23 protein-coding genes are annotated in these 24,569 nt (G+C 46.7%); 17 read left to right on the top strand and 6 right to left on the bottom strand.

Annotated features, from left to right (window positions below; translation table 11 throughout):
* Positions 1-381: 381 nt before the first annotated feature.
* Together E0496_RS22235 and E0496_RS22240 are read right to left on the bottom strand one after the other, a co-directional pair.
* On the bottom strand, positions 382-1,929 hold the full coding sequence (locus E0496_RS22235) for a response regulator transcription factor (RefSeq protein WP_141503985.1): 1,548 nt from the start codon (positions 1,927-1,929) through the stop codon (positions 382-384).
* Between the two features lie 7 nt (positions 1,930-1,936).
* The gene (locus E0496_RS22240; RefSeq protein ID WP_141503986.1) at positions 1,937-3,736 is read right to left on the bottom strand and encodes a cache domain-containing sensor histidine kinase; all 1,800 of its coding nucleotides are present in this window, start codon (positions 3,734-3,736) and stop codon (positions 1,937-1,939) included.
* Between the two features lie 171 nt (positions 3,737-3,907).
* Between E0496_RS22240 and E0496_RS22245 the strand changes: the two genes are divergently transcribed.
* From E0496_RS22245 to E0496_RS22260, 4 genes are all read left to right on the top strand, one after another.
* A complete protein-coding gene (locus tag E0496_RS22245) occupies positions 3,908-5,275 on the top strand; it encodes an ABC transporter substrate-binding protein (RefSeq protein WP_141503987.1) in 1,368 nt (455 codons plus the stop codon).
* A 102-nt stretch (positions 5,276-5,377) separates the two neighbouring features.
* Positions 5,378-6,244, top strand: a complete 867-nt coding sequence (locus tag E0496_RS22250) for a carbohydrate ABC transporter permease (protein WP_241674932.1) — start codon at positions 5,378-5,380, stop codon at positions 6,242-6,244.
* Positions 6,241-7,077 carry a carbohydrate ABC transporter permease gene (locus E0496_RS22255; RefSeq protein WP_141503989.1) on the top strand — a complete coding sequence of 279 codons (837 nt, stop codon included), beginning with the start codon at positions 6,241-6,243 and terminating at the stop codon, positions 7,075-7,077. Before E0496_RS22250 ends, E0496_RS22255 begins: the two co-directional genes overlap by 4 nt.
* Before the next feature lie 92 nt (positions 7,078-7,169).
* Positions 7,170-8,735, top strand: a complete 1,566-nt coding sequence (locus tag E0496_RS22260; RefSeq protein ID WP_141503990.1) for an alpha-L-rhamnosidase-related protein — start codon at positions 7,170-7,172, stop codon at positions 8,733-8,735.
* Between the two features lie 111 nt (positions 8,736-8,846).
* Here E0496_RS22260 and E0496_RS22265 read toward each other — a convergent pair whose 3' ends face one another.
* Both E0496_RS22265 and E0496_RS22270 read right to left on the bottom strand, forming a co-directional pair.
* Complete coding sequence (locus tag E0496_RS22265) at positions 8,847-9,233, bottom strand: cupredoxin domain-containing protein (protein WP_141503991.1); 387 nt, start codon at positions 9,231-9,233, stop codon at positions 8,847-8,849.
* A gap of 212 nt (positions 9,234-9,445) precedes the next feature.
* Positions 9,446-9,805 carry a phage holin family protein gene (locus E0496_RS22270; RefSeq protein WP_141503992.1) on the bottom strand — a complete coding sequence of 120 codons (360 nt, stop codon included), beginning with the start codon at positions 9,803-9,805 and terminating at the stop codon, positions 9,446-9,448.
* A 259-nt stretch (positions 9,806-10,064) separates the two neighbouring features.
* Between E0496_RS22270 and E0496_RS22275 the strand changes: the two genes are divergently transcribed.
* The 5 genes from E0496_RS22275 (at position 10,065) to cysK (ending at position 16,002) form a co-directional block, all read left to right on the top strand.
* The gene (locus E0496_RS22275) at positions 10,065-12,431 is read left to right on the top strand and encodes an endonuclease MutS2 (protein ID WP_141503993.1); all 2,367 of its coding nucleotides are present in this window, start codon (positions 10,065-10,067) and stop codon (positions 12,429-12,431) included.
* 48 nt (positions 12,432-12,479) lie between these two features.
* Positions 12,480-12,902 (top strand): DUF350 domain-containing protein, encoded by a 423-nt coding sequence (locus E0496_RS22280; RefSeq protein ID WP_141503994.1) that lies wholly within the window; start codon positions 12,480-12,482, stop codon positions 12,900-12,902.
* 210 nt (positions 12,903-13,112) lie between these two features.
* Positions 13,113-13,718: a hypothetical protein gene (locus tag E0496_RS22285; RefSeq protein WP_141503995.1), complete on the top strand. Its 606-nt coding sequence runs from the start codon at positions 13,113-13,115 to the stop codon at positions 13,716-13,718.
* A 130-nt stretch (positions 13,719-13,848) separates the two neighbouring features.
* Positions 13,849-15,072, top strand: a complete 1,224-nt coding sequence (locus E0496_RS22290; protein ID WP_141503996.1) for an MFS transporter — start codon at positions 13,849-13,851, stop codon at positions 15,070-15,072.
* A 12-nt stretch (positions 15,073-15,084) separates the two neighbouring features.
* Positions 15,085-16,002, top strand: coding sequence for a cysteine synthase A (gene cysK, locus E0496_RS22295; RefSeq protein ID WP_141503997.1), 918 nt, complete (start codon positions 15,085-15,087; stop codon positions 16,000-16,002).
* A gap of 12 nt (positions 16,003-16,014) precedes the next feature.
* Here the strand turns inward: cysK and E0496_RS22300 are convergent, their stop codons facing one another.
* A complete protein-coding gene (locus tag E0496_RS22300) occupies positions 16,015-17,085 on the bottom strand; it encodes a CotH kinase family protein (protein WP_141503998.1) in 1,071 nt (356 codons plus the stop codon).
* Between the two features lie 99 nt (positions 17,086-17,184).
* Positions 17,185-17,511 (bottom strand): hypothetical protein, encoded by a 327-nt coding sequence (locus tag E0496_RS22305; RefSeq protein WP_141503999.1) that lies wholly within the window; start codon positions 17,509-17,511, stop codon positions 17,185-17,187.
* A 429-nt stretch (positions 17,512-17,940) separates the two neighbouring features.
* On the opposite strand from E0496_RS22305, the gene E0496_RS22310 reads away from it, so the two are divergent.
* The 8 genes from E0496_RS22310 (at position 17,941) to E0496_RS22345 (ending at position 24,564) form a co-directional block, all read left to right on the top strand.
* The gene (locus E0496_RS22310; protein WP_206669838.1) at positions 17,941-18,597 is read left to right on the top strand and encodes a hypothetical protein; all 657 of its coding nucleotides are present in this window, start codon (positions 17,941-17,943) and stop codon (positions 18,595-18,597) included.
* Positions 18,598-18,666: 69 nt separating this feature from the next.
* Positions 18,667-19,335 carry a DUF2642 domain-containing protein gene (locus E0496_RS22315; protein WP_141504001.1) on the top strand — a complete coding sequence of 223 codons (669 nt, stop codon included), beginning with the start codon at positions 18,667-18,669 and terminating at the stop codon, positions 19,333-19,335.
* Positions 19,336-19,448: 113 nt separating this feature from the next.
* On the top strand, positions 19,449-20,573 hold the full coding sequence (locus E0496_RS22320) for a GerAB/ArcD/ProY family transporter (RefSeq protein ID WP_141504002.1): 1,125 nt from the start codon (positions 19,449-19,451) through the stop codon (positions 20,571-20,573).
* Positions 20,573-22,027, top strand: a complete 1,455-nt coding sequence (locus E0496_RS22325) for a spore germination protein (protein ID WP_141504003.1) — start codon at positions 20,573-20,575, stop codon at positions 22,025-22,027. The genes E0496_RS22320 and E0496_RS22325 overlap by 1 nt, the downstream gene beginning before the upstream one ends.
* Positions 22,027-23,199 carry a Ger(x)C family spore germination protein gene (locus E0496_RS22330; protein WP_206669839.1) on the top strand — a complete coding sequence of 391 codons (1,173 nt, stop codon included), beginning with the start codon at positions 22,027-22,029 and terminating at the stop codon, positions 23,197-23,199. The genes E0496_RS22325 and E0496_RS22330 overlap by 1 nt, the downstream gene beginning before the upstream one ends.
* 88 nt (positions 23,200-23,287) lie before the next feature.
* A complete protein-coding gene (locus tag E0496_RS22335) occupies positions 23,288-23,512 on the top strand; it encodes a hypothetical protein (protein ID WP_141504005.1) in 225 nt (74 codons plus the stop codon).
* A gap of 33 nt (positions 23,513-23,545) precedes the next feature.
* On the top strand, positions 23,546-23,947 hold the full coding sequence (locus E0496_RS22340) for a spore coat protein (RefSeq protein ID WP_141504006.1): 402 nt from the start codon (positions 23,546-23,548) through the stop codon (positions 23,945-23,947).
* A gap of 125 nt (positions 23,948-24,072) precedes the next feature.
* The gene (locus E0496_RS22345) at positions 24,073-24,564 is read left to right on the top strand and encodes an Lrp/AsnC family transcriptional regulator (RefSeq protein ID WP_141504007.1); all 492 of its coding nucleotides are present in this window, start codon (positions 24,073-24,075) and stop codon (positions 24,562-24,564) included.
* Positions 24,565-24,569: the final 5 nt, after the last annotated feature.

Consider the following 24,569-nt stretch of genomic DNA (forward strand, 5'->3'; position numbering starts at 1 on the left):
TACAACAACTACCGATATACGGAGCGACTTAACGGCTTGTCTCCCCATGAGTATCGTCGAGCTGCGTAATGAAATAATCCCCCAGTTCTCTGTACTTGAACTGAGGGATAGGCCTAACCGTTTTTTTTGTTTTTTTCACTGTCTACTTGACAGGGAGCACTTCACAGTCTGTGTTTTTTTTTTTTTTTCTGTATAGACGAAGCATTCCTTCATTTCTTTCGTTCCACTTCTATTTCTCCAGAACACAGCCCTATCCGGTCCATTTGGACTCGCTGAGCTATGGACTATCATAGACCGACTATGCGTCCGTATGGCATCCTTCTTTCAGAATCTCATAGAGTCTAAACTCATTAGTTGAACTTATATAGTTTTGCTAAGCGGTCAGCTCTTGCGGAATTCTTCTGGGGTGAGGCCTGTCATTTTTTTGAATACCCGAAAAAAATATTTGGGATTGTCATAACCTAATTGCTTGGCTACTTTATATACCTTGTCGTCCGTGTTTTTTAATAGTGCTTTGGCTTGTTCGATGCGAAGCTGATTAATATAATCAGTGAAATTTTGCTTCGTTTTTTCTTTGAACAGGAAGCTCAGATAGCTAGGATTGAGATAAAAGAGCGATGATATTTTTTCCAGCGTTAAATCCTTGGTGAAATTTTTGTGGATATACGTTTTAATGTTATCAATGACATTATCGGATGTATACACTGAGCTGTCCTTCAAAAGATCAGCCGTGCTCATTAAGACGGTAAGCAGGTACTCCCGAATGGAATCGAGGTCAAAGGAAATGTTCAGGACCGACTCCAAGCTGGATGAAGGCGAGCCGTCTGCATGCGTGTGCAAATAAACGGAAAGGATCTTTTTGACCTCCTGGATCATGTCTCTGCTTTGCTCCTTGAGCTGGGCAAGGGAAACGGCAGGCTGACGAATATAAAAGGCAAAGAAATCGAGGACGAGCTCCTTCACCTTTGCGCTCTGGCCTGACTCAATCAGAAATAGCAGCTCATGCGTTCGTTCCCACAACATGACATCTGGTATGAGACTATGCTTATTGTAAACATAACAGCGGCCAAAATCGGTAAGCGACCGTTGATCAAGCGCGGCGATCGTTTCATGGTGAGCTTGGCGCAGCGCATTGAAATCATGGAAAACGGTGCTGATGCCTACACAGCCTTCGCTGCTTCTCCGTACGCTAACGCTCCTGATGAGCTGTTCTGCTGTTCGCTTAGCATGATCAAGCATGGCCGCCTCGGACGATTCCTCCGGAAACGATAGCAGGATGAAAGCGAGCTTATCGCTCTGGGAATGGGGAATATAAATATAATCCTGCTGCGAGTCAATCGTTTCCTGAGTAATTGCATCCGGCGCATAGAGCGTCAACAAGAGATGAGATGCAGCACCGCACGCTTCCTTTAGCCGTGCCGATTGGAAGGAGGGGAGCTTATCTTTTTGAAGAATGCCGATGATCAGATGGAGCAGGGATTGGATGTCGGAATGGAAGCTGATCTGTTCATTTTCCGCAACCTTCAACACGATTTCCTGCTTGACGCTTCGTTCTAATTCAATTGCTTCGATCGCTTGCTCGAGCGTGCGATGGATCTCTTCCCGGCTGAACGGCTTTAGTAAATAACTGATAACTTTGGCTGATATGGCTTCCTTCATGTAATCGAAGTCGGAATGGCCGCTGATCACAATTATTTTTTTGTTTGGGTATTGTTGATGAACAATCTTCATTAACGACTTGCCATCCATCTCAGGCATGCGCATATCCGTAAAAATAATATCGGGGTCCAATTTTTGAATTAAATCCAAAGCATCAACGCCGTTATCGGCTTCTCCTGCGAAGGTGAGATCAGCTCCAAAGGATTGTATTTTTTTGAGCAGACCCTTACGGATCAGGGGCTCGTCGTCTACGATAATGAATGAATACACCTGCTTGTCACCTCTTCTCCCAATTCAATGGAACCTTGATTTTGACGGTTGTGCCTTTATTTTTTTCGCTTTCAAAGGTTACTGCGTCTTCTAAGCCGTAATAGAGCGAGAGCCGCGAGTGGACGTTCTTGATGCCGATGCTTTGCTTCGTTCGCTGCCCAATGGACGAAAATTCCGGAGGCTGGGACAGCAGCTGTTTTAGCTCTATGACCTGCTCTTGCGACATGCCTACGCCGTCATCGCAAATTTCGAAGATAACTAGCTCTTCTTGTTCATAACCTTTGATCGTGATTTGCCCTTTGCCGCGCTTGTTTTCAAGACCGTGGTAAATCGCATTTTCCACGAGCGGTTGAAGAAGCAGCTTCAGCATTCTGGTTTGTAAAATATGTTCTTCCATTTCCTTATGAAAGGTAATTTTATCGCCATACCGAATCTGCTGGATGGCCATATAGTTGTCCACATGCTGGATCTCTTCAGCGGCTGCCACTAACTCGCTGTCGGTCTTGATACTGTACCTGAACATATCTCCCAGCGCTTTCGTCATGACAACGATGCTTTCCACCTCTTCTATTTCGGCTATGCTGTTAATCGACTCTAATGTGTTATACAAGAAATGTGAGTTAATCTGTGCTTCGAGCGCTTTCATTTGGGAGTCCATCGTCAAAATACGGTTTTGGTAGCTCTCACGGATATGAGTATCGATATCCTTCATCATTTTGCCAAACTCGTGGTACAAAATTCCGATCTCATCCACTCTTTTTTTATCGGTTTCAATCGTGACAAACCGCTGCGATTTGTTCTTGCGCATCACCTTGGTCAGTTGAATAATCGGCTTTGTGATTAAATTGGACAAGAAGAAGGATAGCAGCAGAAATATAATGGCGCATGAAGCAGCGATATAAATGATCAGCTTCTGCGAGATGCCATATTCTTCATACACCTTGGCAACCGAGATATTGGCGATGACCTTCCAATGGTTGCTTGGAACCGCTTGAATGACGGTTAAGTTCTTGGAATCGTTGAACTGTTGTTTGGAGCCCATCATGGCAAGTGCTTTGCTCAGCAGCCCGTCTGGCAAATCCTCACCGATGTGGCTGCTTGTCGCATCATACAAAATTTTCCCCTTGTCGTTTGCCAAATAAATATTGGAAATGCTCGGAGCAGGATTTCGATTGAGGCCTGCAAAAATATCCATGCTGCAGTCAAGCATAAATACGCCGAGAAACTCATTGGAATTGGGGTCGTAAAGCGACCGTGAGAAGCCAATCGAAGACTTGGCATTAATGATATAAGGCTTGACGCCAACGTCGCCGATATACAGCTCACCCTTGCTGGCGACGGTCTGTTTATACCATTCATCTTCGAAGGGAATGTAATCGACCATTAAGTCTGTGCCGTTTCCATAACTGATGAATTTCCCATCAGGCATAAATAAGTAAATTCCATTAATGTAATTATAACCCAATAAAATATTCTCGAAAATTAACTTTAATTTGGCTCTCGTAATAAAAATTTCGTATTGATTATTCGTGTTTTTCAGCTTCCTCAGCTCGTCGCTAACAGTGCTGTAAGCGGTTGCAGTAGAAGACTGCTGCTGCACAGTAATCGAGATCCGGTCGATATTTTGCAAAATTTCCTCGATGCTCTTTACCGAGTTGTTGATGGTTGTTGATGCGACAAGGGAGGTTTGTTCATTGACGAGCTTGGTATAGCTGCGATAAGAGCTGACAGTCACGACAATAATGGGCACAATGGATACAAGGACAAGCACAAAAAACAATTTGGTTTTAATATTAAAAAAGAGCATACACGTATCCTCCTAGTTTGTCTAATCTAAAAATAGTGCACCAAATGAGCCAAAGCATTTATACTGTTTCTCACATTATTATAAAAGTGTGCTCAAGGCAATAGCGTTTCATGAAATCGCAGGAAAGAGCAAGCCTGCGCCACAAACAATGAAAACAGGGGGAAATGCACAATGAAATCGGTAAAAACAATGGGGCTCGCTATTCTCGTATTATGTTTTGTTTTGCTCAGCGCTTGCGGTTCCAATAACGGTGCTTCCAATGCGACGAATGCTCCGACAGCAAGCAATGGTACTGACAATGCGGGAGGCGAAAATGCAGGTACGGACACTTCGGAGCCGATTACGCTGACGATGATGATGTCCGGCAACAAAGCTTCGGAAGGCGAGGATTTTGAGCTCGAGACGCTGCCGCGCCTCGTGAAAGAGAAATTCCCAAATATCACGCTTGAAGTGCAGAAGCTTCCCGATGATCAATATAATACCTCCGTTCGCACGAAGCTTGCGGCGGGACAAGGACCGGATATTTTCTGGGTCTTCCCTAAAAATGCAGCCGGGGGCGTCATTGACTTCGCTAAAGCGGGCTTCGCTGCTGACCTGTCTGATTTGAAATTCTGGGACAATATCGGCACTGGCGCCAAAGAAGATATGTCCTATGAAGGCAAGCCATACGGAGTTGCGGAAGGCCTTGATTACCTAGGCGTTTATTACAATAAGGAAATGCTGGAGCAAGTCGGCGTGACCGAGTTCCCGAAAGACTGGACATCTTTCCTTGAAGCTTGCCAGAAGCTGAAGGATGCAGGCATTACGCCAATCGTACTTGGCGATAAAGATCCTTGGGTGATTCAATTCGGCATGTACCCGATCGCTGCAAACGTAGTTTACCCAGATGAAATGGATTTTGATGTAAAGGTACAAAACGGTGAGAAATCGCTAAATGATCCAAAATGGGTAAAAACGATCTCGATGTACCAAGAGCTTTATGACAAAGGTTATGTCGTGAAAAACTCGCTTGGAGTAGGCAGTGCACAAGCATCGCAATTGTTTATCGATGGCAAAGCTGCTATGACATTCACAGGTACTTGGGATTATGCTTCCATGACTTCGAAGGGCGCAGCTGAGTTTACTCGCGGATTCGCTTCTCTTCCAGGCAATGAAGCAGGCAAACCAACCTTCGTATCTGCTGCAACGGCTGCAGGCTATGGATTAAACGCGAAGTCGAAAAACCTCGATGCCGCTAAAGAAATTTTGAACTACCTGTTTGATGGGGAATCGGAACTGTTCAAAGCTTATGTCGCTTCCAACAGCTCCATCAGCGTATACAAAGATGTTCCTTTGACGAACGACCTGTTTAAAGACGTGAACGATAACTACCAAACAAACGGCAATTCGGTATACTTCAGCAACCAAATGTGGCCGGCAGGTGTTTCCGATGTGATGCAAGCTAAGTTCGCGGAAATCATTGGCGGACAAAAAACGACGCCAGAAGACGTTGCTAAAGCGATGGACGAGAAGTTCCAGGAGCTATGGAAAAACAAATAAACGCAAGATGCAATTAGAAAGCAGTAGCGGGGGGAAGGCAGCCGTCTTCCCCGCCGGTATGAGGTTAGCTGGAGAGGATGGAGCAACATGAATTCGACTGTTATGAAAAAAACAATGTACTTTTTTGCAATACCGGCCCTCATTTTTTATTTGATCTTTTGGATTTTCCCGATTTTAAGATTGTTTCAATATAGTATCACCGACTACAATGGCTTCTCTCAGGCGTACAATTACATTGGTCTGGATAACTATAAAGCTCTCTTTAATGGAGATACACTCGGTATTTCTGTCAAAAATACGTTGATCTACACGCTCGTCACGGTCGTGCTGGGCAATATTATTGGTCTTTCACTAGCATTGCTCCTAAACATGAAAATTAGAGGGAAAGGGATTTATCGCTCCTTGGCTTATATTCCGACATTATTTAGTGCGATCGTTGTCGGTTTCATTTGGAGCTATGTCTATATGCCTGATTATGGCATGATCTCGACCTTCCTGGATAAATTCGGCATTAACGATGACAATTTGAATTTTCTAGGCAGCTACTCCTCTGCCTTGTACGCCATTATTTTTGTAGAAATATGGAAAAACATAGGAACAACAATGATTATTTTCCTTGCCGGGTTGCAAACCGTGCCCAATGATTTGTTGGAAGCAGGCAAAATGGACGGCTGTGGCCCTTGGCGGCTCTTGCAGCATGTGAAGCTGCCACTGCTGGCAACCGCGATTACGATTAACGTCACGCTCAGTCTGATCAACGGGCTGAAGGCCTTTGACTTCCCGTTTATTATGACAAACGGCGGACCAGGCACCTCTACGAACACGTTAATTTATTCTATCTATAAGATGGCCTTTACGGAGCAGCTATTCGGTAAAGCATCGGCACTAGGCGTAATTTCCTTTGCTCTAATCATTGTGCTTACGGCGGCCTTCGTTATCCGCATGAACAAACGGGAGGTGTCGGCATGACCATTGGCTCTATGACCAAAAAGACGCTCGTCCAGCTTGGCGTAATCATCGTCATGGCTGTCAATTTGATTCCGCTTATTATTGCGCTGTCGACTTCGCTGCGTGATCCAAAAAACAATGCCAATCCGCTTAACTTGTTCAGCGAAATTTCTTTTGCAAGCTACCGTACAGCGTTTGAGAGGATGCACTTCCCACAAGCGCTTATGAACAGCATTATACTTACCGGGATTTCCGTCATCTTCGTTGTGCTGCTGGCAGCCATGGCGGCATACCCAATGGCCAGACTAAAAACCAAATGGAGTAAATTTCTGTATCTATTTTTTCTCTCGGGATTAGTCGTACCTTCTCAAATGGTGCTTATCCCGATTGTGCAGATGATTAACTCGCTCCATATTCCGACTTCGCAGTATACGCCAATTCTGATGTTCATAACATGCAGTCTTCCATTTTCCACGTTTCTGTACACCGGTTTTATTCGAAGCGGCGTACCGGAAGAGGTGGAGGAAGCCGCCCATATCGACGGAGCGGGACTGTTTCGAAGATTTTGGCTGGTCGTTTTCCCGCTGCTCATTCCGGTTACGGTGTCGGTCATTATTACGCAAGGCGTATGGATATGGAATGACTACTTCTTTAATATGATCTTCATTTCCAGAGCAGCTGAATCCCCGCTGCCGCTGGCGATGCTGGGCTTTCTAGGAGATCAGCAAAACCCGACGCAGTGGAACGTGCTCTTCGCGGCTTGCTTCCTTTGCGCGCTGCCGCTGCTTGTTGCTTTTCTATTTTTGCAAAAATATTTTGTCGGCGGCATGACGGTTGGAGCTGTCAAAGGCTGAGTGCTGAACCAATAACGGGGGGAGAACCCCCGTTTTATTTTGACCATAGGCCTGACGGATAATGGTTTGCAGGCGGAAGAGGAGATCATGCAATGAAAACGAAACAGACGAATCAAGCTTTCGTGGACCTCGCAGAGACGCTGGTGCCACAATTATATAAAGAGAAAGTTTATCCTACTGCTCTGATCGACGTCGTTAGTGACCCGGAAGCCTTTCAAGGGTGGAGAACAGAGCGCGTCGGTGCTATTGTAGAACTCGCTGACCGCGTGCTGGGCAAAGGGGACAGCGTAATTCTCGATTTTGGGGACCATCAGGTTGGATATCTTACGCTTTCGATTAATAATGTGAACAGCAACGCGGATGCACCGCTTCGCCTGAAGCTTATTTTCGGGGAGATGCCTTGCGAGATCGGCGAGGACTTTGACGACTATGACGGCTGGCTCAGCCGTTCGTGGCTGCAGGACGAGACAATCGTTATAGACGTTTTGCCAGGAACAGTGACGCTGCCAAGGCGTTATACTTTCCGGTACTTGAAAATGATTGTACTGGCAACATCTAAGCGATACAGCGTTTCGTTCCCTGAAATTTACTGTACCACGGTAACCTCAGGCGATGTTGCACAGGTTAAGCCGCTGCCTGGGCATTTATCTGAAGAGCTCAAGGAGATGGACCGCATCGGTATCAAGACGCTTCAGGATTGCATGCACACGGTATTTGAAGACGGACCGAAGCGTGACCGAAGGCTCTGGATCGGAGATTTGCGATTGCAGGCGCTGGTGAATTACGAAACGTTCAACAGCAATGATCTGGTTAAGCGATGCTTATATCTCTTTGGCGGCATGCTGCTTGAGGAGGGCCAGGTCGGCGCTTGCTTATATGAGAAGCCTGCCCCATTCGTGGATGATATCTATTTATATGATTACTCGCTCTTTTTCGTTGCGACTGTCTATGACTATTATATAGCGACCCAGGATCGCGTAGTACTTGAAGAGCTATGGCCGATTGCGCTGAATCAGCTTCATATTGGTTTGAAGCGGTTGGACGAGCGGGGCATTGTCACGGATGATGATACTTGGTACTGCTTCTTAGATTGGCATGATGACCTAAATAAGCAGGCAGGCGCCCAGGCAGTCCTGATTTATTGTCTCAAGCGAGGACTGGCGCTGGCGGAAGAACTAGGCGACGAAGAGGCGGGGTCTATGATCTCCGAAGCGATCCATCATGCAACGGACGCAGCTATGACGCATCTTTGGGATCACAAGCAAGGCTATTTCACAAGCGGCGCTAACGCTCAAGTATCGTGGGCTTCGCAAATTTGGATGGTCCTTGCCGAGGTTCTGGACGAGGATCAAAATGGGGCGCTGCTGGATCGGTTGTTCGAGCAGCCGCCGGCGATCGCTATGTCGACGCCGTATCTTTACCATCATCTCATTGAGGCGCTGCTCTTGTGCGGGAAAAAAGAGAAAGCGCTCGCTGAAATGCGCGCTTACTGGGGCGAGATGATCAACGATGGAGCGGATACGTTCTGGGAGCTATACAACCCAAGCGATAAGAAACTATCGCCGTACGGCAGCAATTTAGTTAATAGTTACTGCCATGCATGGAGCTGTACGCCGACGTATTTTATACGCAAATACTTTACGGGCGAGAACAATTAATGTGTTTTGCAAGCTGTGAATTATTAATAATTCACGTTGAGGAAAAAATAAATAAGGCTGTACCCAAGGAAATATTCCTTGGCGTACAGCCTTATTCTTGTTTGGCGTTTCCTATTCAACAACCAGCTTAGCTTTCATTTGAACATGGCCGGCACCGCATGGTCTGCTGCAGATCATGTCGTATGTACCAGGCTCACTAATGTTAACGGCCACTGTTTTGCCGTTGTCGATGCTGTAGTCCGTTTTTTTGATTTGTAGGCCATGCATGCCGTCAACGGAGTCAAGCTTAAGGTTAACCGTTTCGCCGGCTTTAATTTTGTATTCCTCTTGGTCGAACTTCCAGTTGGAAGCTGTAATGACAAGATCAGACGCGGATGCGCCGCTGTCAGCAGCTGTTGTATTGGCTTCTTTGTTATCTTCTTTGGTCGTGTTTGCGCCGCATGCCGCAATAATGAACACCAGACAGATTACGCTTGCAAATAATAACCATTTTTTCATGTGAATAACTTCCCCCTTCAATTGTATAGCTTACACTATAGACAGGCTCTTCTATTGTACATCAACCAAATTGAAAATACAGTGACAGTGATATGACAAACTGATGAAGATGCTGTGAAACTAAGCTGTCGCTCCTAAATGCCCTTACGCAGCAATTAGCCCTTAAATGCCTCGCGAGGCATCCAAGGGCTTTATTGTTGGAAGGTTTACAGTTAATCGCGATTTCTTCGTCCTGCTTCGTACGGGGTACTGACTGGAATGAACAAATCGATGATCCCGATGACAAGCGCGGCTAGAATAGCGCCGAGCAGGGTAACCGTCACGCCGCCAACGATAAACTGGGCGATCCAGATGACAGCCGCACTTGCGATAAAACCTACAATACCACGGCCGAAGGGGGTAACCCTTTTGCCGAAGATGCCTTCAATGATCCAGCCGAGCGCTGCAATCACTAATGCAAGGAAAAAAGCGCTCCAGAATCCGCCGACGCTAAACTGAGGAACGATGAAGCCAACAAGCATCAGTACAAGCGCGGCAACAATGAATCGGACAACATGGCCCAAAAAAGTCATAATGTTTAACCTCCTTCAAGTGTGGGAAACCGAAGCTGAATAAACGAAACAGCTTCATTTCGGTTCATGGCTGCAAAGAGCAGCTGAACCTGTACATTTCGGTTTACTTTGATGCTGCAAGTGAAAAGTTGAATCGTAAGACAGCTCGTTCGTTTATATTGTGACCAATTGTGCATCATTTATGTATGAAACGATGGTTCAACCCGTGCATCAAGGCCGTTGTTCGGCTATAATAGTAAGGCGAGAGGAGTGTTATTTGTTGGACACGAAAATATTGACGACACTTGAATATCCAAAGATCATACATAGATTGTCACAGCACGCGGCAACGTCGCTCGGCAAAGCCATCGTAGAATCGCTTAAGCCGGTTTCTGACTTGGAAGCGGTTAAGCAAACGCTGCAGATCACGGATGAGGCCTATATGGCAGACCGATTAAAGGGCAGTGCTCCATTTGGAGGGGTTGTAGATATTACGGCTCCGCTTCACCGTGCCCGAATTGGAGGCACGCTTAATCCAGAGGAGCTGCTGAATATTGCAGCTACTTCACGAGGCGGCAGACGCGTAAAGAAGCACATTAGTATTCTGCATGAAGACAATCCGATACCGATGCTGCAATTCATTGCAGAGCAAATTAGTGAGCATAAGACGCTTGAGGACGCCATATTTGATTGCATTGACGATCAAGCGGAGGTTATGGATAGCGCAAGCCCTGCCTTGGCATCAATCAGGCGCGAGCTGCGGAATGGGGAATCGCGTACTCGCGAGAAGATGGATCAAATGATTCGTTCCTCTTCCGTTCAGAAAATGCTGCAGGATTCCATCGTAACGCTGCGCAACGACCGATATGTTATTCCGGTTAAAGCGGAATACCGCTCTCACTTCGGGGGGATCGTGCATGACCAGTCAGGCTCGGGGGCTACGTTGTTTATTGAGCCGGAAGCGGTTGTCGCCATGAACAATAAGCTGCGTGAGCTGAAGGCTGGCGAGCTGAGGGAAATTGAGAAAATATTGCAGAAGCTTACCGCTTTGGCTTCGGATTATGTGGAGGATTTGGTTTTTAATTTGGATTTGCTCGGCCAAATTGACTTTGCATACGCCAAAGCCCGCCTTGCTCATGGGATGAAAGCCACGCTGCCGCGTATGAATGACAGAGGCTTCTTAAAGCTGAAGCGCGGCCGTCATCCACTTATCGCTGCGGATCAGGTCGTTCCGCTCGATGTGGAGCTTGGCAACCAGTACACCGCGATCATCGTGACCGGACCCAATACGGGGGGCAAGACCGTCTCCTTAAAAACGATCGGGCTGCTGAGCTTAATGGCGATGTCCGGCTTATTTGTCCCTGCTGAGGATGGCAGCCAGCTGTGTGTATTTGACGCGATTTATGCAGATATAGGCGATGAGCAAAGCATCGAACAAAGCTTAAGTACCTTCTCTAGCCATTTGAAGAATATTATTCGGATATTGGGGACAATGACCTCCAAGAGCCTTGTGCTGCTGGATGAGCTTGGTGCAGGAACGGACCCGGCGGAAGGCTCAGCGCTTGCGATTGCCATATTGGAGCATGTGCATGCCATGGATAGCCGTATTGTAGCTACAACGCATTATAGCGAATTGAAGGCATATGCTTATAATCGTAAGGGTGTCATTAACGCAAGCATGGAGTTTGACGTAGCGACGCTAAGCCCTACTTATCGTCTCCTCGTTGGCGTTCCCGGCCGAAGCAATGCTTTCGCCATTGCGGAGCGTCTAGGATTGGCGCGTTCCATCATAGAGCATGCCAGAGGCGAGGTCAGCGAAGAGGATCAACGTGTTGAAAATATGATTGCGTCGCTTGAGGAAAATCGATTGGGCGCCGAGAACGAACGGCAGACGGCAGAGTCTCTGCGCCGTGAAGTCGAGACGCTTAGGGCGCGCCATGAGGCTGAACGCATGCGATTCGAGGAGCAGAAGGAAAAGCTGATGCTCAAAGCGCAGGATGAAGCCCGTGAAGCTGTTGTGAAGGCTAAGCAGGAAGCAGAGCAGATTATATCGGAATTGCGGAAGCTCGCAATGGAGGAAGGTGCTTCGGTTAAGGAGCACAAGCTTATCGAAGCTCGCCGCAGGCTGGATGAAGCAGCTCCTGAAGTGCAAAAGGCCAAACGTGGAGCATCCAAAACAGCAGTGAAGGCAGCCAAGATTGAAGCAGGTGACGAGGTTACCGTTTATAGCCTGAACCAGAAAGGGACGGTTGTGGAGATTCATCATTCCGAGGCCACGGTACAGCTCGGCATTATGAAGATGAAAGTAGCTTTGGATGATTTGGAGCTGCTTAAATCGACAGCTTCCACGAAAGTCCAGCAGCCTAAGCAAGCGGCCAGCCTGAAGCGCTCACGCGATGAGAATCTCAAGATGGAGCTGGATCTACGCGGTGAGAATCTGGAGGAATCAATCCTAGAGGTAGACCGGTTTCTCGATGAGGCCTTTTTATCGGGTCTTGCGCAGGTAGCCATTATTCATGGCAAAGGAACGGGCGTACTCCGTACGGGAATACAGCAATATTTGCGTAAACATAGCCATGTGAAGAGCTTTAGGCTGGGCAATTACGGAGAGGGTGGCGTTGGCGTCACGATTGCCGAGCTTAAATAGCAGGTTTCTCGCCTGTGAAGAAGAAACGGAATGAGGGAGTGACTTTGAATGAGTAATGAAGTTGATAACCTGCTGAGCAACCCCTACGCTGCTTCGCTTGTTTATGTATCGGTTACGGTGCTGTCTCTCATTGTGTTTTTATCCTGCTTTGAGCTGGTTACCCGCTATAAATGCTGGAGCGAGATCAAGAAAGGGAATGTTGCCGTAGCCATGGCGACGAGCGGCAAGATTTTTGGCATATGCAATATTTTTCGTTTCTCGATCGAGTCGAATGACTCGGTATACCAAAGCCTCATTTGGGGGGCTTTCGGATTTGTTATTTTGATGGCCGCTTACTTTTTATTCGAATTTCTAACGCCTGTATTCCGAATTGACGATGAAATTCAACGTGATAATCGTGCAGTGGGACTTATTGCGATGATTATTTCGGTATCGTTGTCTTATGTCATCGGAGCAACGGTCATTATTTAAAATATAGGACAGTATGTCATTTCGCCATACGGTCACTATATTTCTCGGAATGAAACGCGCTGCGCCGCCAGAGGACGGCTACAGCCGTTTCACCTTGATCGGGGGAAGCCATTTTGAAATATTTATGGAGAATTCTAGTAGTCGTAGCTATTTTGTTTTTTGCGTTTGGCGTAATCTATTTAATGAACCATTAGAAGGGAAGTTATTCAAGTGGAAGAGCATTTGATTTGTCCGTGGTGTTTAACGGAAGTGGTATGGGATGAAGAGATTGGGCCGGAGACGCATTGTCCGCATTGCGACAATGAGCTGAGCGCATACCGAACAATAGAGCTTGGTTATGATGAAGAAGAAGTGGAAGAGGATGAGCATGAGCGCGCAGTGCAAGCACTGAAAATCAATGATGCGCACCGGGCAGCAAGGCAAGCCAGTGGAATAAATGAAGAAGAGCCTTTGGAAGAAGAAGAGGAAGACGACTCTGATGATCCGAACCATAAACGCTGGCTTGCAGAAGGTGACGGCTACCGCAGCACGAATAGTTCGCGTTTTGCAGTGGAGGAAACGGTTCAGCGCATTCTCGATGATCAGGATGAAATACCGGAATGCCCGGTTTGCCGGGAATACATGATCGAGGCTGGCGTGCAAATGATGGGGGACCAGCAATTTGAATCCAGAATTGCACCTTCGCTCGGCGAAGCCGTGTTAACGACTCCGTTCCGTTTGATCCTTTATGTATGTCCGGCTTGTTATCATACCTCCTCGGTGCTAAGTCCTGATGACCGCGAGCAAATGAACCAGCGGCTGATGCCGCGCGAATAGCCGTTACTGGCAATAATGGGCTGGCATATGGGAATGTGATATAGGGAATGTTACAAAACGATATTCAGAAGGTTGGTCAGGCAGGTGAGAGCCTTGCTCTGTTGCTCTGCCACCGCTGGGAGGAATCGTTTTGAACAAAACCACAGCCAGAACGCTAGATGGACAAGCGGTGTTGTTACTTATTGTACAAGCATTGTACGGCATTGCGAATGCGTTGTCAGGCACCTTTGTTCCCGTATACCTGTGGAAAGCCAGTCAGTCTTATATGTTGATCGGCTGGTTTACACTAGGCCAGTATGTGATGAGCGGTCTTACGTTTTGGGTAGCCGGGAAATGGGTGAAGGAGCATAACAAGATGAACAGCCTTCGCGTGGGCATCGTCTTGTCCGGCATCTTCTATTGCACGGTGCTGCTCCTGGGTCAGCAGGCAAAAGTGTATTATGTGCCGCTTGGTATTTTGAATGGCATGGCGCTTGGCTTTTTTTGGATTGCATTTAATGTAGTCTACTTTGAAGTGACTGATCCGGATAACCGAGACCGCTTCAATGGATGGGCAGGCTTGTTAGGTTCAGCTGCCGGTATCGTAGCGCCTTGGGTTTCTGGTTTGCTTATTACATCGATGCAAGGGGAGAAGGGCTACCGGCTTATTTTTACCTTGTCGCTCATTATTTTTTCAATGTGCGTCATATTGAGCTTTTGGCTTAAGAAGAGGAAGGCGCAAGGCGTTTACAATTGGAAACATGGCCTGCAGCAGCTGATGCAAAAAGGAAACCCTTGGCGGCGCATGCTGCCCGCGATTGCGGCGCAGGGTGTACGCGAGGGCGTATTTATGTTTTTGGTAGGGCTTACGGTGTATGTCGCAACTCAAAATGAGAGCAAGCTGGGTACCTATTCGCTTATTACATCGCTTGTTGCCTTAATCAGCTTTTGGGCCGTGGGTAGAATGCTGAACAAAAGCAATCGGAAGCTTGCCATGCTTATTGGCGTTCTTATGATTGCCGTTGTCATTTTACCTTTATTTTGGAAAGTTTCTTATGCTACGCTGCTGATGTTCGGCATTGGCACGTCGCTTTTTATGCCGCTTTATATTATTCCTATGACCTCGCGAGTGTTCGATCTGATCGGACAATCGGAGGAGAGTGCACGCGAGCGCGAGGAGTTTATCGTACTTCGTGAGGCTGGTCTTGTAATCGGCAGAGTGATTGGATTATCCTCCTACTTAATTGTGCTTCCGCTTAATCATTCAGCCTTAGCCATTACGTGGCTGTTATTTGCGGTTGGCGTTGTTCCAATTGCAGGCTGGTGGTTTATGAAGCCTTTCTTGGAGATACAGCAGGCACAAACCAATGGATAAGGAGTGTAACAGATGGCAAGAATTGTTTCGGATATCACTCAATTAATCGGCAATACGCCAGTCGTTCGACTAAATCGTCTTCAGGATGAGCACAGCGCTGAGGTATGTGTGAAGCTGGAGCGCTTTAATCCAAGCGGCAGCGTGAAGGATCGGGCAGCTTTCTCGCTTATAAATGACGCGGAGGAGCGCGGGCTCATCAAGCCAGGCGATACCATCATTGAGCCAACGAGCGGAAATACCGGGATTGGGCTTGCGATGAATGCGGCAGCCAGAGGCTATAAGATGATCTTGGTTATGCCAGACAATATGACTGCAGAGCGAATTAAGCTGCTTCAAGCCTACGGCGCCGAAGTTGTGCTGACTCCTGCAGCAGAGCGCATGCCTGGAGCCATCCGCAAAGCAGAGGAACTTCGCGCTGAGCGCCCTGGCAGCTATATCCCAAATCAGTTTGAGAACCAAGCAAATCCAAATATTCACAGGCTGACGACAGCCATTGAAATTATGGAGCAAACAGGTGGCAAGCTGGATGCCTTTGTGGCAACGGCAGGCACCGGCGGCACCATTACGGGGACCGGCGAAGCGCTTAAGGAGCTGCTTCCTCATCTATACATAGCTGTCGTTGAACCGATGGGTTCCCCCGTATTATCCGGAGGAGAGCCGGGACCGCATAAGCTGGTCGGCACGAGCCCTGGCTTTGTGCCTACGATTCTAAATACATCCATTTACGATGAAATTATTCAAGTATCAGATGCGGATGCGCTATCGACAACAAAGGCATTGGCAACACGAGAAGGCTTGCTGCTGGGGCCGTCTTCGGGAGCATCCGTGTGGGCAGCTATGCAGGTAGCCAAGCGTCTCGGGCCTGGCAAAAGAGTGCTCTGCATAGCCCCGGATACGGGCGAGCGCTATATGAGTATGGATATATTTTAAACGGGTAATCTCTTATTCCCATTCCTTCAATGAACGCTGCACGATTGCTCTTCTTTCTTTTATATAATCATAGATAAAGGACGGCTCTGCCAAGAAGGAGTCGTAGCTTGCTTTTCGCGTATAATCGTTTCGGATAGCTGGAGACAACCGGGCATGCATCTCGGAGATGACCGGCTCCAGCTTCTCGAAGGTGAACGCGGCTTGGAGCTGTTTCTTTATAATCGAACGGTATTTTTGGCGGCATGCAGGAAAAGTAAACAGTTTCTCTGTCAGCGTATTATAGCCTTGCAGTCTTACAAGATTACTGCCGCACGGCTTGCCATAGCAATTCCTCCCCCAGGTACCCTCATAATCCCACGGAATTATGCGATATTTCCCGCTAGTACGATGCTCATATAGAGCGTAGTTTTGATCAAATCCATCATAGTTTCCCGTCAGCACGGCTCCGGCCAGCCATAATAGATATTGCGAAATATCAAGCCGCTTCGCGGTATACACAGCAAGGTTTTTCCCCGACGTACGATTTAAGTTGCGCACAAACGATGTAAGCCTGCTCTTTGTTCCTGTTTTCCCCTGCATTAATTCATAACCATCGAATAGCGAAAGTTTCTTACCCTTAGTTACAGGATCGAATAAGCTGAAATCCGCACTGTCGTTAACAGCATAAAGAAGGGAGCGGCAGCCAATATTTCTCGTTTGAAAAAAGAGTGAGTCGACAGCTTCGATTTCCAAGTAAACGCCTTGAGGCACGCCGTTTATAATTAGCCAAAAATGGTTGGTTTCAGGTGAAGGTACGCCTATTTTGTTAAAGAAATAGAAGGAGAGCGCATTGCGCATCATGGAAGGATCGTCATATTCGGCATTCCAATGAAGCGTTTTTCCGCCTTCTATTCGTACTTCAAAGGATTTTTTGGAATAGTTCCTCGTATGGCCCCCACGAAGGCCAAAGTTTGCTTGATAGGTTTGTCCGTTCATTTCCAGCTCTGCCGGCTTGAAGTCTCGTCCCCAAGCATTTTGGTGCAGCTCTTGAAAATCAGCTGAATCGATGTTAATGATGCGTGCAGGCAGTGTTTCAGTAGCCATATAACCATCTCCTGAGGCAAAAGATAAAGCCTACCGTTAGTCGATAGGCTTTGGATCTTAGTTAAGGTATTCAGCTCATGCCCATATGGTCACACCATTTTAAGAAAGATTGATCTCCCACACAAAGCTTGGCATAAGGTCTGTGTCTTCGAATACAAGATAAGGAACACTGCGATTCCCCTCTGTAAGACTGCCGCTTGTTCGGTTAGCGCTGGAATGGTTGCCTTCCGTACGGTTGCCGTTCGTCATATTTCCGAATGAGCGTTCCTCATTAGCAAGAGTACCCTGCGACCCGTTTCCTAATGAAAAGTTGTGTTCTGAGCGGTTTCCAGCCGTAAGGCTGCTCCCGCTTGACTTCTTAATCTCGTTACTGGCTTTGCTTGCTTTGGCATACTTTCTTTGCTTGCTGTTCCTGTTTCTTGTCAAAGTAAAATTCCTCCTATAAATGAAGATAAGATAATCTATGACAGTTATCTAGTAATCGTTATGGTTGGGATACTCAATCTTGAATAAATAGATAGTAATCTAGTACCCCTGCAATACGGTATACATATAAATATATTACATATCGTATCTCATGATAGATGGCGTGAAAGAAGTATTGGAGGGATGCTTAGCCATACAAACAGGATACTGGTGTAAGAGTTTTGTCAGCTAGTTTGGTGAAAATGCTAGAGCTATTTTTTATTATGAAATTATCGGAGGGATTTTTTTATGAGTTTTTGCTGTAACTTTAATCAATTTGCAGGTCAATCCGTCGCTGGTGCCACAGACAATAACAATAATCATCACAAAAGCCACAAAAGCCACAAGAGCAATCGAAGCGGAAGCAATGACAGCCGTTTTCTAGAAAGCTTGGTTGGCAAGCAAGTGAAGATCAATCGTGGTGGACCAAACTCGGTTCAAGGAAAACTTCTTGCTATCAAAAGCGATTATCTAGTAGTAAGCACAAGACATGGCGTGGTATATGTCGCTTCCAGCCATGTGAAAAGCATTACAGAAGTGGAGTGCAACAGAAGCGGTGGCAATAGAAGCGATGGCAACAAAAGTGGCAATCAAAACAAAAGTGGTTCCTGCCACCGCAGCGGCCATCGCGATCCTAGCTATATTCAGGCCCGCAATTTCAATGGAGTCATTCGCGCTCTGAATCAAACCTTTGTTCAAATCAATTCTGGAGGCCCTGAGAAGGTTGAAGGTTTCATTGCTCAAGTTAACAATGATTCGATCTTACTCGTTGCTTGCAAAGAAGCCATCCAAATCCAAAACGATCATATTAAAACGATTCAAGCAGCTAACAACAACTGTTCCGGTGGAAACAATAACAAAAACAATAATAAAAACAATAATAAAAACGACAACAAAAATGACAACAAAAATGACAACAAAAATGACAACAAAAACGATAACAAAAGCAAATCGCAAGGCAACCGCAGTGGTGGAAGAAACCGCGCTAATGCAGCATCTGTCAAATCCGCTTCAAAAACAGCACGCCGTTCGGTGAAAAAAGGCTAATATCCCGTCAGGCAAAGGCGGGGCCTTTGCCTGATTCTACTATTTACCGGATGAAAGGAGGTTGATCGCATGAAAAACCGTCATCCGCTGCTGGACCGGCAGGTTGAATTGGAGATTTCAGGAAAAGTGGCACCTATTCGCGGAAAATTGATTGAATTCGGTCAAGATATTCTAGTGCTGCATAACGGAACGCAATTTTTGTATATACCGCTTATTCATCTACAGCAGCTGCGTGTGTCATCGCAAGAAGTGGAAGAAGAAATAGAAGTGCCAGAAATGCCTTTTGAGCCCTACAACGAGCCGATCTCTTACCGGAAAATATTAATGAACGCTAAAGGCATGTTCTCGGAAATTTATATTACAGGCAACCAATCCATTCATGGTTATCTCACAACAGTAATGAATGATTTCTTTGTTTTCTATTCCCCTGTCTACCATACGGTAATCGTATCGCTCCATCATATGAAGTATTTAATTCCTTACAATCCTAATGTCACGCCGTATACGTTGACGCCAGAGCAATTTCCCCTTAAGCTCTCCCCGCTTACACTAGCTAGAACCTTCGATCAACAGCTGCGCAAATTAACCGGTGAGTTTGTCGTGCTTGACCTTGGCGAGAATTCAAACAAAATCGGTGTCTTAAAAAGCGTCGACCAAAGCATGATCGAGCTTGCGAACGCAAGCGGAAACGCCGTTTTTTTACATTTTGACCATGTGAAGACGGTGCATCTCCCCTAGTTTTCAAGACTGTGCTTACAGCCATTATAGGCGTGAGCACAGTTTTTTCTGTTTCAACATGCATTTAGATGAATAGACTTGGAAATATTAATTTTCAAGGAAGTGATTGGTAAATGAAAGTGAAGCTATTTGGTATATTGCCATCTATGTTCATGATGATATTGTCCGTGGGGCTAGTGAATCATGTTCTTGTGGTACCTTTGCTGCTTGATGCTGCAAAACGCGACGCATGGGTTTGTGTGCCTGCTGGAATTGTTTTTGTGCTTCTATGGGCTATCGTTCCGCTCTATGGCCTATTAAAGCGCATGAATGGCTTGCCGATCGACCAATGGCTTAAGCAGGGACTGCCCCGTTTGGCAGCAGGTCTGGTGATCGGTATATTTTTGCTCATACAATTAATGCTGGCTTTTGAAACGCTGATTATGACCGCTTCGTGGACGGCGACGACTTATTTGCCCAAAACGCCATCCTTTGTCGTTTGTGCGGTGTTTTTGGGTTTATGTTTATTCGCATCCATTTCTGGCCTTCGGGCAATCGCCTATGCGAGCTGTATCCTGCTGCCGCTGGTCGTTTTGCTCGGCGATTTTGTGATGTCGGCCAATATGCCGCACAAGGATTATCATTTCTTGCTGCCGATGTTTGAGAATGGCATGGGAACGATCATGGAGGGTGTTTTTTTTACGCTGACCTCGTCCAGTGAGCTGTTTGGCTTTATGTTTATCCAGCACCATATCAGAGGAAAGTTCAAACGATGGCATTTTATCGTGCTCGTTTTGTTTTTGTCACTGCTGACTCTCGGACCGGTGATGGGAGCTATTTCCGAATTTGGACCAGTCGAAGCAGCAAAGATGCGTTATCCCGCATTTTCGCAGTGGAGACTTGTTTCGATTGGAAAATACTTTGAGCATGTTGATTTTTTTGCTATTTTCCAGTGGATGTCCGGTGCCCTTATCCGGCTCTCCATTTCGATTCACATTTTGTCCGAGTTCGGACCTATGAGGCGTTTGAGAAGAAGATGGATCTCACCTGTTGTATTAGGTGGCGTGATTTTGGCCGTATCTACTTATGGCATCAATCACATGCTTGAAATCAGGCAAGCCATGCATCTGTTTTTTTGGTATACCGGTATGTTCGTTATGGTGCTTGTCAGTGTCTTGTGGATCCTTTCACTATTCTGGAAACAGAAAGACGTGCACGGGAAGCAGGCAATCATAGGTTCTGAGGAGGCAGAGCAATAATGGAACACAAGGCGAGGGACGTGCGGCAGGGAGAGGAAGGCATATCTCTGGAGCAATTCAGCCGCAGCTTGAAAGATTGCCATGACGTCATCGAATACAAGTTCAAGCTTGATGTGGACGGACCTGTTCAGGTGATTATGTTTTATTGCGAAGGATTGATCGACAATCAGCAGTTGCAGCTTGGCTTGTTGCCGCAGCTTGAAAATTGGGCAAGTCTGCTGCGCTCGTTTAAGGGTGTGGAAGCGGGAGATATACATAAGCCGAGCATGCTATTCAGCAGGGTACATAGCGGACCCAACGGCAGCAATCTATACTCTCGCCTATTTGCCGGCAGTGTTATTTTGTCATTCGATATTCTGGAAGGCTTATTTGAATACGATATCGCTGATCAGCCTGGGAGGAATCCGGAAGAATCGACGATGGAGGTGTCGATCCGCGGTCCCCGAGATGGTTTCGTCGAGCAGTTGGCAACGAATGTTGCGCTTGTACGAAAGCGGCTTAGAACGCCTGACATGCATGTGGAATACAGCAGAATCGGCAGCGAGTCCCTGACAGAAATCGCTCTTGTTTATATGGAGGGCAAAGCGCCGAGTGAGCTTGTCGCAGAAGCAAGGAGAAGGCTGGATCAGATTGACATCCCTTCGCTGAACGGCGCCGGGCAACTGGAGGAGCTTTTAGCAGATCGACGATTATCGTTGTTTCCACTTGTCGAATATGTAGGGCGGCCGGATTATGTCGTTCAGTCACTGATGCAAGGAAAAGTGGCTATTCTGCTGGATGGATCTCCATCTGCCATTATAGCCCCCGGAACTTTATTGCTCTTAATAAAATCGCCGGAGGATGCGCACCTGCCCTACTATTATGTGTCGCTCGAGAGGGTGCTCAGGTTGATTGGACTTATTGTGTCGATCTGTCTGCCCGGATTCTGGATCTCGCTATCGTCGTTCAATACCGATCAAATTCCATTTTCTTTGCTCGCAACGATTACAATTTCAAGAATTGGCTTGCCGCTGTCAGCTACGATGGAAATGTTTCTCATGCTCACGATGTTTGAGCTATTTCGAGAAGCAGGCGTCAGACTACCAAGAGCGGTGGGACAGACCGTTTCCGTTGTAGGCGGCTTGATTGTCGGGGATGCTGCCATCCGCGCAGGGATGACCTCACCGACGATGCTGGTTATGGCTGCCGTGACGGCGGTGTCTACCTTTACGCTCGTTAATCAGTCTCTAAGCGGTTCGGTAAGTTTGATTCGTTATTTGATTCTGATTGCTTCTTCGGTGCTAGGCATATTCGGTTTTTTTGTCGGAAGCTTTGCCGTGCTGATCTACCTCTGTACGTTGGAATCCTTTGGGCGCTCGTATTTGGAGCCTTTGGCTCCGCTGCGCTTCAAGCAGCTAATGCCCGCGCTAATGCAAATGCCATGGAAGCTTAAAGATGGCAGGAGGAATAAATGATGCGGACAGCTTGCCGTTATGGAGCCTACCGCCGTGCGAGGAAGCGCCTGGCGTTTGCAGGTTTAGTTATTGCTTCCTTGCTGCTGCAGGGCTGCTGGGATGAGGTGAATTTACAGGATGTTAGCTACATCTCGGCACTTGGCATTGACTATAAGGAGGATCACTACGAGGTATACGCACAAATGATCAAATTCGCGCTCATTGCCAAGACCGAATCTCTGCAGCCTGATCCTAATCCGGTGTGGAATGGAAGAGGGAAGGGGGATTCTATCTTGCTGGCGCTGAATGATTTGACGCAGGCTGGCCATACGCTGCTTAGCCTGGAGCATTTGAAAACCGTGCTTGTTCAAGAGAGAGCGATGAGTAGGATGAATGACATTATGGATGGAATCAACCGCCAGCGTGCCTCACGGTATACTTCCTTGCTCTACGGAACGAGGGCGCCTATCGAAAAGATTTTTACCACAGATACTTTTTTTGACCAATCACCATTAAATAGTATTATGTATATGCCAAGCCCGCTTGACAGCCAGCGCAGCTTCATACGTCCTTATGAACTGCAGCTGGTGATGCAGACGTTGAAGGAGCCGGCGATGGTGACAACTCTCCCTTCATTGAACGCTAATGAAAGCTACTGGACCAGAAAGAAGCAGCCGCTTCAAATTCAGTTTATAGATGGCATATTTGTATTTCATGAGCTTCGGTATGCGGGCTACTTAACGGAGGCGGACGCAGCCGGACTGCGCTGGGTAAATCCCGAGTTCAAGCATTTCTTAATCAAAGCGGAAGGTCCCGCGGGGAAATCGACGATAGGGATCGTAGCCTCACGTCCTCGGTTGCAAACAAGCTTCGTGAATGGGAAACCGGTATTCACACTGCATCTTAAGATGGCCGGCGACATTTCGGAGATGGCCGGAAGGATGAATGCAGATGAAGTTGTTACATCTGTAGAGTCGCAGGTGAAGGAACAAATTGAGGATACTTACCGCAAAGGGCTGGCTAAAAAGATGGATTTGTTCTTGCTGGAGCATCAATTGTACCGTTACCATCTTAAGTATTGGAAAGAAGCATGCAAAGGAAAAATCTGGCTTCCGCAGGCTGAACAGCTGAAAACAGAAGTTCATTTTCAACTGATCCATTCTGGTAATTTTGATTTAAATACAGACACATAAATAAAGGAAAATCAGGTCATAATACGTTGGGCACGAAAAAAATGGTACAACATGTGCTTAGGATTCAACTATAAAGGAGGATGTCCCTATGATTCAGCCAATGACTGGCAAAGAGCTGGAGTACATTGCAGACTCAATGTCCAACGAGGATTTATTAATGAAGCAGTGCGCGGCCGTAGTTGCTACGGGCACGACACCTGCCTTGCGCAACCTTTGCTCGCAAATGCTGCAAACCCATCAACAGCACTTTGACTCTCTTATGCATGCCATTTCACATCATCAGCAAATGGCACCAACGCAGCCGCAACAATAAAAGCATTTCAATAACGTTTAGGAGGTTTTCGCTATGTATCAACAACAACAGCAGAAGCAGTCAATTTTGACTGAAGAAGACTTGGTTAGTACGATTCTAAGCGATTTAAAGCGAGTCGTTCGGGAATATGCAACAGCGGCGACGGAGTCTACATGTCCGGATATCCGCCAATTGTTTACCAAGCTGATGGACAGCACGTTGACAATGCAAGGCCAACTGTTCCAAGCGATGCAGCAAGCGAACATGTACAATACCTCATCGCCAGTACTGCGCCAGGAACTAGATAAACAAATGAAGCAATATCAGCAAATCAAGCAAAAGACCGCTCAGTTTTTACAGCAAACCCTCGGTCAGCAGCAAAATCAAACGATGTATACGCCGAATATGCAGCAGCAGTCCGGTCAGCAGCAAGGATCTCAAAACTATTACAACTAAAGGCCCCTTTCGGGGTCTTTTGCTTTTTTACAAAGGGTTGTGATAGCTAGGCTTTCATTGCGCGTCAATCAAAAAAGTTGTAAACTATTCTTTATAATCGCAGTCGTACTGGAAGGAGTTATACCATGACCGAATTACAGTTGAAAGTATTAGAACTGCTGAAGGAAGACGCGCGTAGGGATGCAGAACTGATTGCAACCATGCTTGCCGTGCCAACAGAGGAAGTAAAGCAAGCGATTGCTGCGCTTGAGAACGATCATATTATTGTAAAGTATGCTACTGTCGTGAACTGGAGCAAGATTGACGACCAGAAGGTAACGGCACTGATTGAAGTTCAAATCACACCAGAACGCGGTCGCGGATTCGAAGGAATCGCCGAGCGCATTTATTTATATCCAGAAGTAAAATCGGTATACCTGATGTCTGGCGCCTACGATCTACTTGTTGAGGTCGAAGGTAAAAACCTGAAAGAGGTTGCCTCGTTCGTATCGAATAAATTATCACCGATCGATGCGGTATTATCGACAAAAACGTTTTTTATTTTGAAAAAATACAAACAAGACGGCATTATCTTCGAGGAGCATGAAGGTGATCATCGGTTGATGGTTTCGCCGTAAAAAAG

This window comes from Paenibacillus luteus, assembly GCF_006542765.1.
Taxonomy (GTDB): Bacteria; Bacillota; Bacilli; order Paenibacillales; family Paenibacillaceae; genus Pristimantibacillus; species Pristimantibacillus luteus.